The sequence below is a fragment of the Streptomyces sp. NPDC019396 genome (assembly GCF_040632375.1).
Taxonomy (GTDB): domain Bacteria; phylum Actinomycetota; class Actinomycetes; order Streptomycetales; family Streptomycetaceae; genus Streptomyces.
On the sequence record NZ_JBEYBS010000026.1, the window covers coordinates 1 to 16,836 of the forward strand.

At 69.9% G+C, this 16,836-nt stretch carries 15 protein-coding genes and 1 riboswitch; of the genes, 7 read left to right on the forward strand and 8 right to left on the reverse strand.

What is annotated here, in order from left to right:
- Positions 1 to 147: 147 nt before the first annotated feature.
- Positions 148 to 1,587, reverse strand: coding sequence for a gamma-aminobutyraldehyde dehydrogenase (locus tag ABZ532_RS25775; RefSeq protein WP_361288335.1), 1,440 nt, complete (start codon positions 1,585 to 1,587; stop codon positions 148 to 150).
- A gap of 218 nt (positions 1,588 to 1,805) precedes the next feature.
- Here ABZ532_RS25775 and ABZ532_RS25780 point away from each other — a divergent pair, with 218 nt between their 5' ends.
- From ABZ532_RS25780 to ABZ532_RS25805, 6 genes are all read left to right on the forward strand, one after another.
- A complete protein-coding gene (locus ABZ532_RS25780; RefSeq protein ID WP_361288339.1) occupies positions 1,806 to 2,297 on the forward strand; it encodes an Lrp/AsnC family transcriptional regulator in 492 nt (163 codons plus the stop codon).
- Entirely contained in the window at positions 2,282 to 3,670 is a 1,389-nt protein-coding gene (locus ABZ532_RS25785) for an aspartate aminotransferase family protein (protein ID WP_361288342.1), read from the forward strand. The genes ABZ532_RS25780 and ABZ532_RS25785 overlap by 16 nt, the downstream gene beginning before the upstream one ends.
- A 179-nt stretch (positions 3,671 to 3,849) precedes the next feature.
- Entirely contained in the window at positions 3,850 to 4,578 is a 729-nt protein-coding gene (locus ABZ532_RS25790) for an ATP-binding cassette domain-containing protein (RefSeq protein WP_361288345.1), read from the forward strand.
- On the forward strand, positions 4,560 to 5,714 hold the full coding sequence (locus ABZ532_RS25795) for a hypothetical protein (RefSeq protein ID WP_361288348.1): 1,155 nt from the start codon (positions 4,560 to 4,562) through the stop codon (positions 5,712 to 5,714). The genes ABZ532_RS25790 and ABZ532_RS25795 overlap by 19 nt, the downstream gene beginning before the upstream one ends.
- 43 nt (positions 5,715 to 5,757) lie before the next feature.
- Positions 5,758 to 6,891 (forward strand): LOG family protein, encoded by a 1,134-nt coding sequence (locus tag ABZ532_RS25800; protein ID WP_361288351.1) that lies wholly within the window; start codon positions 5,758 to 5,760, stop codon positions 6,889 to 6,891.
- 96 nt (positions 6,892 to 6,987) lie between these two features.
- Positions 6,988 to 7,899 carry a hypothetical protein gene (locus ABZ532_RS25805; protein ID WP_361288354.1) on the forward strand — a complete coding sequence of 304 codons (912 nt, stop codon included), beginning with the start codon at positions 6,988 to 6,990 and terminating at the stop codon, positions 7,897 to 7,899.
- Between the two features lie 55 nt (positions 7,900 to 7,954).
- Here ABZ532_RS25805 and ABZ532_RS25810 read toward each other — a convergent pair whose 3' ends face one another.
- The 4 genes from ABZ532_RS25810 to rlmN form a co-directional block, all read right to left on the reverse strand.
- On the reverse strand, positions 7,955 to 8,992 hold the full coding sequence (locus tag ABZ532_RS25810; RefSeq protein WP_361288357.1) for an ABC transporter ATP-binding protein: 1,038 nt from the start codon (positions 8,990 to 8,992) through the stop codon (positions 7,955 to 7,957).
- Positions 8,992 to 10,608, reverse strand: a complete 1,617-nt coding sequence (locus ABZ532_RS25815) for an iron ABC transporter permease (RefSeq protein WP_361288360.1) — start codon at positions 10,606 to 10,608, stop codon at positions 8,992 to 8,994. The genes ABZ532_RS25810 and ABZ532_RS25815 overlap by 1 nt, the downstream gene beginning before the upstream one ends.
- A 74-nt stretch (positions 10,609 to 10,682) precedes the next feature.
- Complete coding sequence (locus ABZ532_RS25820) at positions 10,683 to 11,768, reverse strand: thiamine ABC transporter substrate-binding protein (RefSeq protein WP_361288363.1); 1,086 nt, start codon at positions 11,766 to 11,768, stop codon at positions 10,683 to 10,685.
- Positions 11,769 to 11,856: 88 nt separating this feature from the next.
- Positions 11,857 to 11,967: riboswitch (TPP riboswitch) on the reverse strand.
- 53 nt (positions 11,968 to 12,020) lie between these two features.
- A complete protein-coding gene (gene rlmN, locus ABZ532_RS25825) occupies positions 12,021 to 13,127 on the reverse strand; it encodes a 23S rRNA (adenine(2503)-C(2))-methyltransferase RlmN (RefSeq protein ID WP_361288366.1) in 1,107 nt (368 codons plus the stop codon).
- Positions 13,128 to 13,263: 136 nt separating this feature from the next.
- On the opposite strand from rlmN, the gene ABZ532_RS25830 reads away from it, so the two are divergent.
- Positions 13,264 to 14,073 (forward strand): hypothetical protein, encoded by an 810-nt coding sequence (locus tag ABZ532_RS25830; protein ID WP_361288369.1) that lies wholly within the window; start codon positions 13,264 to 13,266, stop codon positions 14,071 to 14,073.
- 75 nt (positions 14,074 to 14,148) lie between these two features.
- Here the strand turns inward: ABZ532_RS25830 and ABZ532_RS25835 are convergent, their stop codons facing one another.
- From ABZ532_RS25835 to pyrH, 3 genes are all read right to left on the reverse strand, one after another.
- Positions 14,149 to 15,276 (reverse strand): phosphatidate cytidylyltransferase, encoded by a 1,128-nt coding sequence (locus tag ABZ532_RS25835; RefSeq protein WP_361288372.1) that lies wholly within the window; start codon positions 15,274 to 15,276, stop codon positions 14,149 to 14,151.
- Positions 15,276 to 15,833, reverse strand: a complete 558-nt coding sequence (frr, locus tag ABZ532_RS25840) for a ribosome recycling factor (protein ID WP_361288375.1) — start codon at positions 15,831 to 15,833, stop codon at positions 15,276 to 15,278. Before frr ends, ABZ532_RS25835 begins: the two co-directional genes overlap by 1 nt.
- A gap of 210 nt (positions 15,834 to 16,043) precedes the next feature.
- Positions 16,044 to 16,826, reverse strand: coding sequence for a UMP kinase (gene pyrH / locus ABZ532_RS25845; RefSeq protein ID WP_361288378.1), 783 nt, complete (start codon positions 16,824 to 16,826; stop codon positions 16,044 to 16,046).
- Positions 16,827 to 16,836 lie beyond the last annotated feature (10 nt).

Sequence of the window (16,836 nt, forward strand, 5' to 3'; positions counted from 1 at the left end):
CAAAACCCCCTCCCCCACCGCCTCCCCCCCCACTATTTCGGCCGGGGGGGGGGGGGGCGCCGGGGGCGCGGCCCCCCCCCCCCCCCCCCGGCGGGGGGGGGGGCGGCCCCCCCCCCCGGCCCCCCCCCCCCCCCCCCGCGGGAGGCACTACGCGTCGAGCGAGGTCATCACGTGCTTGATCCGTGTGTAGTCCTCGAACCCGTACGCCGACAGGTCCTTGCCGTACCCGGACTTCTTGAACCCGCCGTGCGGCATCTCCGCCACCAGCGGAATGTGGGTGTTGATCCACACACAGCCGAAGTCCAGCGCCTTGGACATCCGCATCGCCCGCGCGTGGTCCTTCGTCCAGACCGACGAAGCCAGCGCGAACTCCACGCCGTTCGCGTACTCGACCGCCTGCTCCTCGTCGCGGAACGGCTGGACGGTGATGACCGGCCCGAACACCTCGTTCTGGACGATCTCGTCGTCCTGCTTCAGCCCGGAGACCACGGTCGGCGCGTAGAAGTAGCCCTTGTCGCCCACCCGGTGGCCGCCCGCCTCCACCTTGGCATGCGCCGGGAGGCGGTCGATGAAGCCGGTGACCTGCTTCAGCTGGTTGGCGTTGTTGAGCGGGCCGTACAGCACGTCCTCGTCGTCCGGCTGGCCCGTCTTCGTGTCCTTCGCCGCCTTCGCGAGCGCCGCCACGAACTCGTCGTGGATCGACTCGTGCACCAGCACACGCGTCGCCGCCGTGCAGTCCTGGCCGGCGTTGAAGTAGCCGGCGACGGAGATGTCCTCGACGGCCTTGGCGATGTCGGTGTCCTCGAACACGACGACCGGGGCCTTGCCGCCCAGCTCCAGGTGGACACGCTTGACGTCCTTGGCCGCCGACTCGGCGACCTGCATGCCGGCCCTTACCGAGCCGGTGATGGACGCCATGGCCGGGGTCGGGTGCTCGACCATCATGCGGCCGCTGTCGCGGTCGCCGCACAGCACGTTGAAGACACCTTTGGGCACGACCGAGCCGATGATCTCGGCCATCAGCACGGTGGACGCCGGGGTGGTGTCCGAGGGCTTGAGGACGACCGTGTTGCCCGCGGCCAGCGCCGGGGCGAACTTCCAGACGGCCATCATCATCGGGTAGTTCCACGGCGCGACCTGTGCGCACACACCGACCGGCTCGCGGCGGATGATCGAGGTCATCCCCTCCATGTACTCACCGGCGGAGCGGCCCTCGAGCATCCGCGCCGCACCAGCGAAGAAGCGGATCTGGTCGATCATCGGCGGGATCTCTTCGGTGCGGGTGAGCTCCAGCGGCTTGCCGGTGTTCTCCGACTCGGCCGCGATCAGCTCCTCGGCACGCTCCTCGAAGGCATCCGCGATCTTCAGCAGGACCTTCTGGCGCTCCGCCGGAGTGGTGTCGCGCCAGGCCGGGAAGGCGGCGGCAGCGGCGGCCATGGCGGCGTCGACATCCGCCTGGCCGGACAGCGGTGAGGTCGCGTAGGCCTCGCCGGTGGCCGGGTTGACCACCTCGATGGTCCGCCCGTCCGCGGCGTCCCGGAACTCTCCGTCGATGTAGTTGCGCAGACGACGCAGTTCGGTGGTCACAGCCACTCCTCCTGTCAGATGTCCAACGGGTGAGATGTCCAAGGGGTGAGACACCTCAACTCACCCCAACCATACGTCCTTGAGGGTAGTCCGCCAGGCGACGCTTTCGACAGACCAGACGCCCCGTAGCTACGGAATCAGTGAGATTGGGAAGGTCGAACAACGAATTTCATCGCAGATGGGTTGCGGGATGGCCGACTCCAGTGCACAGTGTGCTCGTGGCCAGTCGAAGCGCAGAGTCCAGGACCGGAAACAGCTCGTCGCCGACGATCGACGCCGTCTCCCTGGCGATCATCGAGCAGTTGCAGGAGGACGGGCGCCGCCCGTACGCCGCGATAGGCAAGGCCGTCGGCCTTTCCGAGGCAGCGGTCCGCCAGCGCGTCCAGAAGCTGCTCGACCAGGGCGTCATGCAGATCGTTGCCGTCACGGACCCGCTCACCGTGGGTCTGCGCCGGCAGGCGATGGTCGGGATCAACGTCGAGGGCGATCTCGACCCGGTGGCCGACGCGCTGAGCGCCATGTCCGAGGTCGAGTACGTCGTGATGACGGCGGGCTCGTTCGACCTCATCGTGGAGATCGTCTGCGAGGACGACGACCACCTGCTTGAAGTGATCAACCGGCGCATCCGCACCCTGCCCGGTGTGCGCTCCACCCAGAGCTTCGTCTACCTCAAGCTGAAGAAGCAGACCTATATGTGGGGAACCCGATAGCCGTGAGCAAGGACCGCAGCGACCTCTCCCAGTCCGCCTACGACCACCTGTGGATGCACTTCACCCGCATGTCGTCGTACGAGAACGCACCCGTCCCCACCATCGTGCGGGGTGAGGGCACCTATATCTACGACGACAAGGGCAAGCGCTATCTCGACGGGCTCGCGGGCCTGTTCGTGGTACAGGCAGGCCACGGTCGCAAGGAACTCGCCGAAGCCGCCGCGAAGCAGGCTCAGGAGCTGGCCTTCTTCCCGGTGTGGTCGTACGCCCACCCGAAGGCCGTCGAGCTGGCGGAGCGCCTCGCCGTCGAAGCCCCCGGCGACCTGAACAAGGTCTTCTTCACCACCGGCGGCGGCGAGGCGGTGGAGACCGCATGGAAGCTCGCGAAGCAGTACTTCAAGCTCGTGGGCAAGCCGACCAAGTACAAGGTCATCTCCCGCGCCGTCGCCTACCACGGCACCCCGCAGGGCGCCCTGTCCATCACCGGGCTGCCGGGGCTCAAGGCCCCGTTCGAGCCGCTGGTGCCCGGCGCGCACAAGGTGCCCAACACCAACATCTACCGCGCCCCGCTGTTCGGCGACGACCCGGAGGCCTTCGGCCGCTGGGCCGCCGACCAGATCGAGCAGGAGATCCTCTTCGAAGGCCCCGACACCGTCGCCGCGGTCTTCCTGGAGCCTGTGCAGAACGCGGGCGGCTGCTTCCCGCCCCCGCCCGGCTACTTCCAGCGGGTCCGCGAGATCTGCGACCGGTACGACGTGCTGCTGGTGTCGGACGAGGTCATCTGCGCCTTCGGCCGCCTCGGCAAGACGTTCGCCTGTGACAAGTTCGGCTATGTGCCGGACATGATCACCTGCGCCAAGGGCATGACATCGGGCTACTCCCCGATCGGCGCCTGCATCGTCTCCGACCGGCTGGCCGAGCCGTTCTACAAGGGCGACAACACCTTCCTGCACGGCTACACCTTCGGTGGCCACCCGGTCTCCGCGGCCGTCGCGCTCGCCAACCTCGATCTGTTCGAGCGCGAGAAGCTGAACCAGCATGTGCTCGACCAGGAGAGCGCCTTCCTGAGCACCCTTCAGAAGCTGCACGACCTGCCGATCGTCGGTGATGTGCGCGGAAGCGGCTTCTTCTACGGCATCGAGCTGGTCAAGGACAAGAACACCAAGGAGAGCTTCAACGAGGAGGAGACCGAGCGCGTGCTCTACGGCTTCCTCTCCAAGGCGCTGTTCGACGCGGGTCTCTACTGCCGCGCCGACGACCGCGGCGACCCGGTCATCCAGCTCGCGCCGCCGCTGATCTCCGACCAGTCGACCTTCGACGAGATCGAGCAGGTGCTGCGGTCCGTTCTCACGGAGGCCTGGACCAAGCTGTAATCCCCGAAATCCCACTTTTCGCGGCCCGGATGAGCCTGTTCGAGTGAGAACAGGTGCACCCGGGCCGCGTGCCGTCCGCGCACCCGGTTCCGAGTGCCTACGGTGCTGTGACGTATCGGCCTCGACGTCCTTTCCCCCGTACGGGGGAAGGACCACGGATCTGAACCGAGGTGTACGCCATGGTGGCTCCGCCGGACAACGACGTGCTCTGGGCGCGCTCCCTGCACCACTCCCTCGGCGGCTCGCCCGCCCTGCGCGGGGTCTCGCTCGGGGTGCGCGACTGCGAGATCCTCGCCGTGACCGGCCCGCGCGGCAGCGGCAAGACCACCCTGCTGCGCTGCCTTTCGGGCCAGCTCGTCCCGAAAGAGGGCGAGGTGTGGTTCAACAGCACCCCCGTCCACACCATGAGCGCGCTCGCCCGCGAGCGGCTGCGCCGGGACCGCTTCAGCTGGCTCGGCACGGAGCCCCAGCTGGTCCCCGAGCTCAACGTCTGGGAGAACGCCGCCCTGCCGCTGATGCTGCGCGGCTGTTCCCATCGCAAGGCCAAGAGCGCCGCCATGGAATGGCTGGAGCGGCTCGACCTCGGCCCGCTCGCCCGCAAGCGGCCCCGCGCGCTGCCGCACGCCCAGCGCCAGCGGGTCGCCATGGCCCGTGCCCTCGTCGCCGCCCCTACGGTGCTGTTCGCCGACGAACCCACGGCCGCCCTGCACGTCACGGACCGGGCCCAGGTGCTGCGTACGCTCACCACAGCCGCACGCTCCCACCGGATCACCCTCGTTCTCGCCACGCACGACGCGGAGGTGGCGACGTTGGCCGACCATATGGTCGCACTGGTCGACGGCCGTCGTGTCGCGCCCGCGGACGGCTCCGGTACGGAAGGCCGGGCGGCGTGCTCTCTCTCCGTCTAGCCCGTGGCGCCCACGCCCTGGTGCAGCTGCGGCGGCTGCTCGTCGCCGCGGCGTCGGGCGGTGTCGGGTTCCTCTTGCTGTGCACTCTGGCGGACGCGGCGGCCCGGTCGGAGCCTTCCCCTGAACCGGTGGCGCGACTGCTGTGGTGCCTGCTGCCGCTCGCCGCGACGGTGCAGTTCGCTGTGGCGGTGGCCCGTACGGATCCCACCACCCGGCCACGGCCCGGGCTGTCCGCAGTCGGTCTCGGCCCCGCCCGGCTGACCGTGCTGGCCGCGGTGTCGACCGCCGTCTCCTGCACGCTCGGCAGCGCGCTGGCCCTGCTGGTGTTCCTGCATTTGCGGGGGGATCTGACGGGGCTTCCGTTCGACGGGGCGGCGGGGCCCCTGCTCGCGGCCGGACAGCCGCTGCCGCTGGGAGCGGTGCTCACCCTGCTCGCCCTCGTACCCTTCGCGGCCTCGGCAGCGGCGGCACTAGCGCTGCGCCCGCGCGGTACGAAGCGGGAGGAGAGCTTCGAGTTCGAGGGCGGCGAGCCCCGTTCGGAGGCCACGCCCGCCGGGCTGCCCTGGGGTGTGGCGCTCACCGCCGCGGGACTCACGCTGCGGTCGTACACGGGCCCCGTCGCGACCGTCGACGCGGGCACTCATGCCCCGGCCGGAGTGATGGCGGGCTGGGCCCTGACCGTACTGGGACTGGCGGTGGCAGGGCCGGGGATCGTCTATGTGTGCGGGATCGCGGTCCAGTCGCTGCGGCCCGGAGCGGTACGGCTGCTCGCCGGACGGGCCCTGATGGCGGACGCCGTCCGGATCGGACGGCCCCTCGGGCTGCTCTGCGCGGTGTCCTCCGCCGTCGTCGCCGTGACCGTACTCGCCCAGGGCGCGAACTGGCCGCGTCCGTTCGGCGAGCTGACCGGTCTCGGCGCCACGCTCGTACTGGCCTGCACCGTGGCGACGCTGCTCACCTCGGCCCTGGAGGCCAGACACGCCCGCGCGGTCATCAGGTCCGGGCTGCGGGGCCTCGGGGCCCGGTGCTCGACTCTGCGCGCGTCGGCGGTGCTGCGGACGGTGGTTCTGCTCGCCGTGTTCGCACCGCTCACCTGGGTGGTGGCGCAGCTCGCGACGATGCCGCTGCGGCCCTGACCCCGGTCGGGGCTGCGCCCAGGCTGAGCCCTATCGTGTGCGGATGGCGCTGGGACAAAGGCACAAGCTGGGGTCGTCCCACGACGACGACCGTGAGATAGAGACCATCGAGGAATTCGACCAGGTGGTCGGCCGCAGCACCCTCGCGGGCCGGCGCGTCCAGTCCGTCGATCTGACCCAGCGCACCTTCGCGCTCCTGTCCAGCGACACCAGCGGTGCCGTGTTCCTCGGCTGCGCCATGGAACCGGACGCGTGCACCAAGGTGCGCGGTGATGGCGCGCTGGTCTTCGCGCCGATTCCCGATCTGCCCTTCGACCCGTACCGCGGGCTGCTGTACTCCCCCGACGAGCTCTTCGCCGGGCTCGCCGAGGCCGGTTACGAGGGCACTCCCGACGCCTTCGCGTACGAGTGGTTCCAGCAGACCAAGGACGACCGCGACATCTACGCCTCGATGCTCCGGGCGATCCATGACGACGCCGTATCCGACGCCCTCGACGAACTCGTCGCCGATGTCCCGGTCGTGGGCGTGATGGGCGGGCACGCGATGCACCGCGGCACCGACGCGTACACGGGCGCCGCCCGGCTCGGGCGCGCCTTGTCCCGCAGCGGACTGCTGGTCGCCACCGGTGGCGGACCGGGTGCGATGGAAGCGGCGAACCTGGGCGGATACGCGGCTCCGTTCGAGGACGAGATGCTCGACGAGTCCCTTGAACTGCTGGCCAAGGCACCCTCGTTCACCCCATCCGTCTCGGACTGGGCGTCGGCGGCCTTCGATGTCCGCTCGCGCTGGCCGCGGGGCGGCGACTCGATCGGCATCCCCACCTGGTTCTACGGCCACGAGCCGCCGAACCCCTTCGCGGGCCATATCGCCAAGTTCTTCGCCAACGCCACGCGCGAGGACGGGCTGCTCGCCCGCTCCACCGCGGGCGTGGTGTTCCTGCCGGGCGCCGCGGGCACCCTCCAGGAGATCTTCGACAAGGCGACCCCGAACTACTACGAATCCCGCGGGGAGCCCACCCCTATGGTGCTGGTGGACCGCGCCCACTGGACGGAGCGGCTCCCCGCCTGGCCCCTGCTGCGGTCACTGGCCGCGGGCCGCTCGATGGAGTCCCGCATCGCCCTCGTCGACTCGGTGGACGAGGTGCCCGAAGCCTTGGCCGCCGTGCGGGCCGGATAGCCGGAAGCAACTTCCGGGCCCCGGCTCACGTCTGGCAGTCGGAACATACGGGGCCGCACAGCCGCCCCGCCGACCAGCGTGAAAAGGGGGCCCTCGGTGCTCATAGGACTGCTGACCGCCGTGGCGGCGTCGATCTGCTACGGAACGGGGTCGGTGCTGCAAGCCGTGGGCTCCCGCAAGTCCGCCCGGCGGGAGGCCGCCGGGGGTGTCACCCAGCACGGCGGCCCGAGCCTCTCGTCGACCGCTAAGGCCGCGATGACCTGGGAGTTCATCGTGGGCACGATCCTGGACTTCGTCGGGTTCGGGCTGGGGGCGGTGGCGGCGCGGCTGCTGCCGCTGTTCCTGTCGCAGACGATCATCAGCGCCAATCTGGTGATCACCGCGGTGCTGAGCATCCGGCTGCTCGGAATCCGGCTGACACGCGCCGAGTGGACGTCCATCGCCGTGGTCTGCTCCGCCCTCATCCTGCTGGCCTCGGCTGCCGGTCCGGAGGGGAGCGGACACACCCCCGTCGCCACCCACTGGTGGCTGCTGGCGATCTCGCTGCTGCTGATCGTGGGCGGCACCGTCGTGGTGCGGCTGCTCGGCGCCAGGGCCGCGATCCTCGCGGGGCTGCTGTCGGGGATGGGCTTCGGTGCCCTCGGCGTCGGTGTGCGGGTGCTGAACGGTATCGACCCGTTCGACCCGGTCGCTCTCGTCTGCGACCCGGCGTTCTACGCGATCCTGATCGCGGGCACCGGCGGTATGTATCTGCACACGGTGGCGCTCCAGATCGGTTCGGTCAACGGGGCCACGGCAGCCCTGGTGGTGGGCGAGACCGTGCTGCCCGGCGCGGTCGGCGTGCTCTGGCTCAACGACACCTCCCGTGCGGGGTTCGGCTGGCTGGCGGTCGCCGGCTTCGTGCTGGCCGTGGCGGGGGCGGTGGCGGTGGCCTGGTTCGGACGGCCGGAGACCGAGGACCTCGTTCCCGTGTCCCTTCCCGATCGGGAGCCCGCCGGAGTCCGGTGAGACCGTCCGCCCGGGTGACACCGACTCGGGGAGCGTCCGGGCCGCTGAGACCGACTCAGGGAGCGTCCGGGCCGGGAGCGGGAAGCAGCACCACGTCGTCCGCGGTGAAGCCGGCGCCGACGCGGGTCCCCGGCTCGGGGGCGTCGGTCAGGCGGCACTCGGCTTCCAGCGCGGGACCGCTCGCGGGCCGCAGCCGTACGGCGGCGTGCGTACCCCGGAAGGTGCGGGAGACCACCTCGCAGTCCAGGCCGTCCCCCGGGCCGGCCAGCCGGACACCGGCGGGGCGGACCAGCAGAGCACACGGTCCCTGGGGAGAGCCGTCCGGTACCGGAATCCTCCCCCAGGGGGTGTCGGCGGCCTGGCCGTTCACCTCGCCGGACACGATGTTGTCGAAGCCGAGGAACCGTGCGACGAACGAGGAGGCGGGGCGCTGCCACACCTCGCGCGGGGTGCCGCTCTGGGCGATGACCCCGTCCCTCATGATCACGACACGGTCGGCGAGCGCGAAGGCCTCGCCCTGGTCGTGCGTCACGGCGAGCACGGTGGTGCCAAGTTGCCCGAAGAGAGAGCGCAGTTCCACGACGAGCCGTTCCCTGAGCGTACGGTCGAGCTGGCCCAGGGGTTCGTCGAGCATCAGCAGCCTCGGCCGCGGGGCGAGCGCCCGGGCAAGGGCGACCCGCTGCTGCTCACCACCCGACAGGGAGGCGACGGCCCGCTGCCCGGCGCCCGGGAGTCCCACCAGGTCGAGCAGCTCCGCCAGCCGGCGCTGCTGCTCCGCGCGGGGCACGCCGTGCATACGCAGGCCGAAGGTGACGTTCCCGGCGACATCGCGCTGCGGGAAGAGCTGATGGTCCTGGAACATCAGCCCGACCCCGCGCCGGTGCACGGGTACACCCGTCTGGTCCGCTCCGCCGAGCAGGACCCGGCCGCCGGACAGCGGCTGGAGTCCGGCGACGGCACGAAGAAGCGTGGACTTGCCGCAGCCGCTCGGACCCAGGACACAGACGATCTCCTGGTCGGCGACTTCGAGGTCCACCGTGTCGAGCGCCGCCCGCTGCCCGAACCGTACGGTCGCGGCCTCCAGCGTCAGCATCAGAACTCCCCTGCGGAACGGTCGGGCCGGATGTGTTCGAGCAGCAGCAGCGCCGCCGCGCAGACCAGCATGAGGATGGTGGACAGCGCCATCGCCTGCCCGTAGTTGAGCTCGCCCGGGCGGCCGAGCAACCTGGCCACGGCGACCGGCAGGGTGGGGTTGTCGGCGCGGGCGATGAAGACGGTCGCCCCGAACTCACCGAGTGAGACGGCGAAGGCGAAGCCCGCGGCCACCAGCAGCGCCCGGCGCACCAGCGGCAGATCGACCTCGCGCCAGGCCCGCAGGGGCGAGGCGCCGAGAACGGCCGCCGCCTCGCGCAGCCGTACGTCCACGGCGCGCAGCACCGGCAGCATCGTACGCACCACGAAGGGCACCCCGACCAGGGCCTGGGCCAGCGGCACCAGGATCCAGGTGGACCGCAGATCGAACGGCGGCTCGTCGAGGGTGATCAGAAAGCCGAAGCCGACGGTGACGGCGGAAACCCCGAGCGGCAGCATCAGCAGGGCGTCGAAGCCGCGGATCAGCCGTCCGGCCCTGCGGGTCAGGGCTGCTGCCGCCAGCCCGCCGATCAGCAGGGCGATGGCCGTGGCGGCGAGCGCGTACTGCAAGGAGTTCCAGACCGCCTCCAGTGGCGGCACCAGGAAGGTGCCGCCACTGGCCTCCGCCGACCGGAGGGCTTCGTAGAAGGCGAAGCCGTAGCCGCCCGGTCCGTCCAGGGACCGTTCGACCAGTACGCCCAGCGGGACCAGGATCAGCAGCGCGACGGTGGCGAGTACGCCCGCGAACATCGCCCACTGGCCCACACCACGCGGCCGGTGCGCGGTCAGCGCGGGGTCGACCAGCTTCAGGGCCGTCTCACGCCGCCGTACGGTCCACGCGTGCACGCCGAGGATGGCGCCGACGGCGGCGAACTGGAGCAGTGTCAGCACCGCGGCCGTCGGCAGGTCGAGCCGGTCGGCCGTCTGCCGGTAGATCTCCACCTCGACCGTCGAGTAGGCGGGGCCGCCCAGGATCTGGACGATGCCGAAGGAGGTGAAGGTGAACAGGAACACCATGAGCGCCGCCGCGGCCACGGCCGGTGTGAGCGCGGGCAGGGTGACCTTCCGCCAGGCGGCGAACCGTCCGGCGCCCAGCACCCGCGCGGCCTCTTCCTGGCGCGGGTCGAGCTGCGACCACAGTCCCCCCACGGTCCGTACGACCACGGCGTAGTTGAAGAAGACATGCGCGAGGAGGATCGCCCACACGGTGGTGTCGAGGCGCACGCCCCACAGCTCGTCGAGCAGCCCGCCGCGCCCCAGCAGCGCCAGGAAGGCGGTACCGACCACCACGGTCGGCAGCACGAACGGCACGGTGACGACCGCGCGCAGCAGTTGTCTGCCCGGGAAGTCGAAGCGGGCGAAGACGTAGGCGCCGGGCAGTGCCAACAGCAGGGTGAGGCCGGTGGAGGCCAGCGCCTGCCACAGGGTGAACCAGAGGACGTCCAGGATGTCCGGTCGGCTCAGCACCTCGCCGATGTGGCCGAAACGCCAGACGCCGTCCGGTCGGAGCCCGCGGCCGACGATCCCGGCCACCGGGTACGCGAAGAAGACCGCGAAGAACGCGACGGGCACCGCCATCAGGGCGAGCCGCGCCGCGTCCCCCCCTCGCGTCCCGGGCGGCCCGGGCGACTCGGGTGTCCTGGGGAGCTCGTCTACTTCAGGACGAGTGAGGACCACGACTGGATCCACTGGTCGCGGTTGTCGGCGATCTTCTGGGGTGCCATGGTCTCCGGCTTGTCGACCACGGCACCGAACTGCGTGAAGAGCGCGGGCAGTTTGGCGTCGTTCACGACCGGGTTGACGAACATGTTGAGCGGCATGTCCTCCTGGAACTTCTTGCTGATCAGGAAGTCCAGCAGGGCCTTGCCCCCGGCCTCGTTCTTCGCCCCCTTGAGCAGACCCGCGGCCTCGGTCTGGCGGAAGCAGGTGCCGGTGGCGACTCCGGTGGGCGCCTCCTTGGGCTGCGGCTCGGAGTAGAGCACCTCGACCGGCGGGCTGGAGGCGTACGAGACGACGAGCGGCCGGTCGCCCTTGGCCTTCTTGCCGCCTGCGGAACCGGAGAACTCCTGGTTGTAGGCGAGCTCCCAGCTGTCGACGACCTTGACCCCGTTGGCCTTGAGCTTGGCCCAGTAGTCCGGCCAGTCCTTGTCCCCGTACGTGGCGGCGGTGCCGAGCAGGAAGCCGAGGCCCGGCGACGAGCGTTCGGCGTTCTCGACCACGAGGAGGTTCTTGTAGGCGGGCTTCGCCAGATCGTCGAAGGTCTGCGGCGGGGCCAGCTTCTTGTCGGCGAAGTACTTCTTGTCGTAGTTGACGCAGATGTCGCCGGTGTCGACGGGCGTGACCCGGTGCTCGTCCTTGTCGAGCTGCCGGTCCTCGGGGACACGGTCCAGGCCCTTGGCCTCGTACGGCGTGAAGACGCCGTTGTCGAGGGCCCGCGACAGGGTGGTGTTGTCGACGCCGAAGAACACGTCGCCCTGAGGGGATCCCTTGGTGAGGATCTCCTTGTTGAGGGCCTCGACGGCGTCGCCGCTCTTCAGCACCTTGACCGTGTAGCCGGTCTGCCGGGTGAACTCCTTGAGCACCGCCGGGGTGGCGGCGAAGGAATCATGGCTGACGAGCGTCACGGTCTTGGATGCCCCTGAACCGCTGTCCTCGGACTCCCCGCCGCAGGCCGTGAGCGTGCCGGCGCCGAGGGCCGCGACCAGGGCCGCGACCGTGATCTTCTTGGTGGTGCTCACTGAGCTTCCTCCTGGAGTGACCAGGAAGAGACGCGGCCCTGCCACGTCGGCGGATCCCGGGGATCCGGAGCCGGGCAGGGCGCAACAGCTTGAGTCTCGTCCGAACTTCCTACCCGGAATGACCCGGGCGAGGTTCAGAGGGTCTGCGGTCTGACGATCACCGCACTCTCAGCGCTGTGGCGCTCCCCTGTCGGAATATGTGAATGTTCGGGGCCCAGCGTACATGGGCCCCCTGGAGGCCCGGCCCAAGGCTCAGCGCTCGGATGCTGCGAGCTGACCGCAGGCCCCGTCGATCTCCTGCCCCCGGGTGTCGCGCACGGTGACCGGCACCCCATGAGCGGCGATCGCCTCGACGAACGCCTTCTCGTCCTCGGGACGGGAGGCCGTCCACTTGGAACCCGGCGTGGGATTCAGCGGGATCAGGTTGACATGCACCCGCTTACCCTTGAGCAGCCGTCCCAGGAGGTCTCCACGCCATGCCTGGTCGTTGATGTCGCGGATGAGGGCGTACTCGATGGAGATACGGCGGCCCGACTTCTCGGCGTACTCCCAGGCGGCGTCCAGCACCTCCCGCACCTTCCAGCGGGTGTTCACCGGCACGAGGGTGTCGCGCAGCTCGTCGTCGGGAGCGTGCAGGGAGACGGCGAGCCGGCATTTGAAGCCCTCGTCGGCGAACCGCTGCATGGCCGGGACGAGCCCGACGGTGGAGACGGTGATGCCCCGCTGCGAGAGCCCGAGGCCGTCCGGCTCGGGGTCCGTGAGCCGGCGGACGGCTCCCACGACCCGGTTGTAGTTGGCGAGCGGCTCGCCCATGCCCATGAACACGATGTTGCTGAGCCGCGCCGGGCCGCCGGGGACCTCACCATCGCGCAGCGCCCGCATACCGTCGACGATCTGGTGCACGATCTCGGCGGTCGACAGATTGCGGTCGAGGCCCGCCTGGCCGGTCGCACAGAACGGGCAGTTCATACCGCAGCCCGCCTGCGAGGAGATGCACATGGTGACCCGGTCCGGGTAGCGCATCAGCACCGACTCGACCAGCGTGCCGTCATGCAGCCGCCACAGCGTCTTGCGGGTGGTGTCGTCGTCGCAGGAGACATGCCGCACGACGGACATCAGCTCCGGCAGCAGCTCCGCCGCGAGCCGCTCCCGCGACGCGGCGGGGATGTCGGTCCACTGGCCGGGGTCGTGCGCGTACCGCGCGAAGTAGTGCTGCGACAGCTGCTTGGCGCGAAACGGCTTCTCGCCGATCGCAGCCACCGCTTCCTTGCGCTCGGCGGGCGAGAGGTCGGCGAGGTGCCGCGGGGGCTTCTTGGCTCCGCGGGGCGCGATAAAAGTGAGTTCTCCGGGCTTAGGCATGGCCGTACCAGTGTCGCAGATCGAATCCGGTGCCCTGGCTGCACGCTGTGCACGGTCGTCGAACACCGCTGTCGCGCATTCGTCGCTCCGGGGTCAGGCTGGAATTCCGCGCGTCGTAGTCCCGAGGGGTGCGCCCATGACAGCCGTGGCCGATTCCGCAGCGGGCAAGTGGCTCGCGGGCTTCCTGGAGCAGCCGGTCGTGGGGATGGCTCCGTGGATCGTCTTCGCCGTTCTCTCCGGCCCCGGGCGCTTCGAGGTGGCGGTGCTGATCGCCCTTGGTATCTCGGTCGTCTTCGTCGTCCTCGGAAGGGTCCTGCACCCGGGCACCTCGTTCAAGATCCTCGAAGTGGCCGACGTGGTGTTCTTCGCGTCACTGGCGATCATCGGCGTGACCGCCAGTGACGCGACCCACGAGTGGCTGGAGACGTACGCCGACGAGGCGGCCAACGTCGCGCTCGCGCTCATCGCCTTCGGCTCCATGGCGGCCCGGGTTCCCTTCACCGTGCAGTACGCCCGCGAGCAGGTGGACCCCCAGTACTGGAAAACCCCCGCCTTCATGCGGACCAACTACGTGATCACGGCCGTCTGGGGGCTCACGTTCCTGGTAGCGGCCGTCTCGGGCGGCATCGGTGATCTCGTCCTGCGCGAGCCGGACAACATCTGGACCGCGTGGATCTTCCCGGTCCTGGCGATCATCGTCACGATCCGCTTCACCGAGTGGTATCCGGACTACGTACGGGCAAGAGCGCGCGGCAGCGCGAACGTGCCGACGGCGAGCGGTCTGATCTACCCGCTGGTCGGACTGCTGATCCCGCTGGGCGTCGTCGTCCTGATCGTGGAGGACGCGACCTGGCTGGGCATCGCCCTGATCGTCGTCGGCCTGCTGGGGGCCAGGGCCCTGAAGCCCGACTCCACGGAGGAGGAGGCGAAACGCCCCGTCGAATAGGTCCCGGACGCGCCGAGGGGGCTCACCCTGGTCGGCTGGACCGGTGAGCCCCCTCGGTGTGACGACGGCGGATCCTCAGCCGGTGCCCACGAACAGCACGAACAGCAGCCAGGCGACCGGTGCAGTCGGCAGCAGCGAGTCCAGGCGGTCCATGATCCCGCCATGGCCGGGCAGCAGGGTGCCCATGTCCTTGATTCCGAGGTCTCGCTTGATCATCGACTCGCCCAGATCGCCCAGGGTGGCGCTGGCGGCGATCGCGAGACCCAGCAGCAGGCCCTGCCACCAGGTGCCGCTGTCGATCAGCAGCGGCATGCAGAGCGCACCGGCCGCCATCCCGAAGGCCAGAGCGCCGAACAGGCCCTCGCGTGTCTTTCCGGGGCTGATGCGGGGCGCGAGCTTGTGCTTGCCGAATCGCCAGCCGATCGCATAGGCGCCGGTGTCACTGACCACGGTCAGCAGCAGAAACGTGAAAACCCGCTGCGGCCCGTCGTCGGCGGTGAGCATCATCGCCACGAACGTGGCCAGGAACGGCACGTAGAAGGTGGCGAAGAGCCCCGCCGTCACGTCCTTGAGGTAGCCCTCGGGGGACTCGGTCATCCGCCAGACGAGCACGGCCAGCGCGGTGAACGCCGTGGCCACCCACGCGCCCTCCGCACCGCGCACATAGCCGGCCACGACCATCCATGCCCCGCCCACCGCGAGCGGCACCAGGGGCGCGTTGATGCCCTTGCGCTCCTTGAGGCGCGAGGTCAGCTCCCACAGGCCGACGACCACGGCAGCCGCGATCACGGCCACGAAGACGGCCTTGACGATGAAGAGGGATGCGATGATCACCGCGCCGAGCCCCACACCGACACCTATCGCCGCCCGCAGATCCCGGCCGGCACGCTTCTTCTGCGGCGGCTGCGAGGGCTGCGGCGGCTCGGAAGCCGCAGACGGCGGGGGGATGGGCATGGGCTCCTGCGGCATCTCTGCGCGGACCGGGGAGCCACTCCATCGAGCAGCCCCCCGGTAGCGGTCGTCGCGGTCTTCTGCGTCTCTACCTGTGTCGGGAACGTCCGGCACGACGGGCATGGGCCGCGTCTGACGGGCGTCATGCACATCGTATGCGGGACCCGCCGAGGCGGCCCGCTGGTCGGGCGGCCCCCAGTGGTCGGGGCTGTAGCCCGCACTCGGCGGGGCTCCCCAGGAAGAGTCGTTCATCAGACCTCGAGCAGCTCGGCTTCCTTGTGCTTGAGCAGCTCGTCCACCTGCGCCACGTACTTCGCGGTGGTGTCGTCGAGCTCCTTCTCCGCCCGGCGGCCCTCGTCCTCGCCGACCTCGCCGTCCTTGATCAGCTTGTCGATGGCCTCCTTGGCCTTGCGGCGCACGGAACGGATCGAGATCCGGGAGTCCTCGGCCTTGCCCTTGGCGACCTTGATGTACTCGCGGCGGCGCTCCTCGGTGAGCTCGGGGAACACCACTCGGATGATGTTGCCGTCGTTGCTGGGGTTGACGCCCAGGTCGGAGTCCCGGATCGCCTGCTCGATGTTGCGCAGCGCGCTCTTGTCGAACGGGGTCACCACGGCCATCCGCGGCTCGGGCACCGAGAAAGAGGCCAGCTGGTTGATCGGTGTCAGCGCACCGTAGTAGTCGGCCACGATCTTGTTGAACATCGCCGGGTGCGCACGCCCGGTGCGGATCGCGGCGAAGTCCTCCTTGGCGACCACGACGGCCTTCTCCATCTTCTCCTCGGCCTCGAGGAGGGTCTCTTCGATCACCACTTGCTCCTGCGTGTCTTGAGTGGGCCCGGCGTGTACGCGTGACGGTTCACTCTACGAATCCGCGTGACGACTGCGCCCGCGAGTCCGGTTTCCGAGTGCGCGTTACGAGTACGAGGCCGGAGAAACTTGGCGTCGCGTTCCCCTGCACGGTGTCCGACCGGCAGGGCTTTGTCCATCCCGCCCCCCTTGAAGGGAGGGCGGACCGGGTCAGCCCCGGGTGCCCTGGTCGCTCACCAGCGTGCCGATCTTCTCACCCCGGACGGCCCGCGCGATATTGCCCGCGGCGAGCATTTCGAAGACGAGGATGGGCAGCGAGTTGTCACGGCACAGGGTGATGGCGGTGGCGTCGGCGACCTTGAGGTCGCGGGCGATCACCTCGCCGTACTCCAGCGCGTCGAACTTCACCGCGTCCGGGTTGCTCTTGGGGTCGGAGTCGTAGACACCGTCGACACCGTTCTTGCCCATGAGGAGCGCCTCGGCGTCGATCTCCAGGGCGCGCTGGGCCGCGGTGGTGTCGGTGGAGAAGTACGGCATGCCCATACCGGCGCCGAAGATCACGACGCGGCCCTTCTCCAGGTGGCGTACGGCCCGCAGGGGGATGTACGGCTCCGCGACCTGGCCCATGGTGATGGCCGTCTGGACACGCGAGTCGATGCCCTCCTTCTCCAGGAAGTCCTGGAGGGCGAGGCAGTTCATGACGGTGCCGAGCATGCCCATGTAGTCGGAGCGGGCCCGGTCCATACCGCGCTGCTGGAGCTCGGCGCCGCGGAAGAAGTTGCCGCCGCCGATGACGACCGCGATCTCCGCCCCGTCACGGACGACCGCGGCGATCTCCCGTGCGATGGCGTGTACGACGTCGGGGTCGACGCCCAGACCGGTGCCGCCCGAGAAGGCTTCACCGGACAGCTTCAGCATGAAGCGGCCGGCTTTCATGCCGGTGTGGTCGCTTTTGTCGTCGGCTGCCTGGTTGGCGTCCGCGCCCTTGTTCATGGAGATCTCC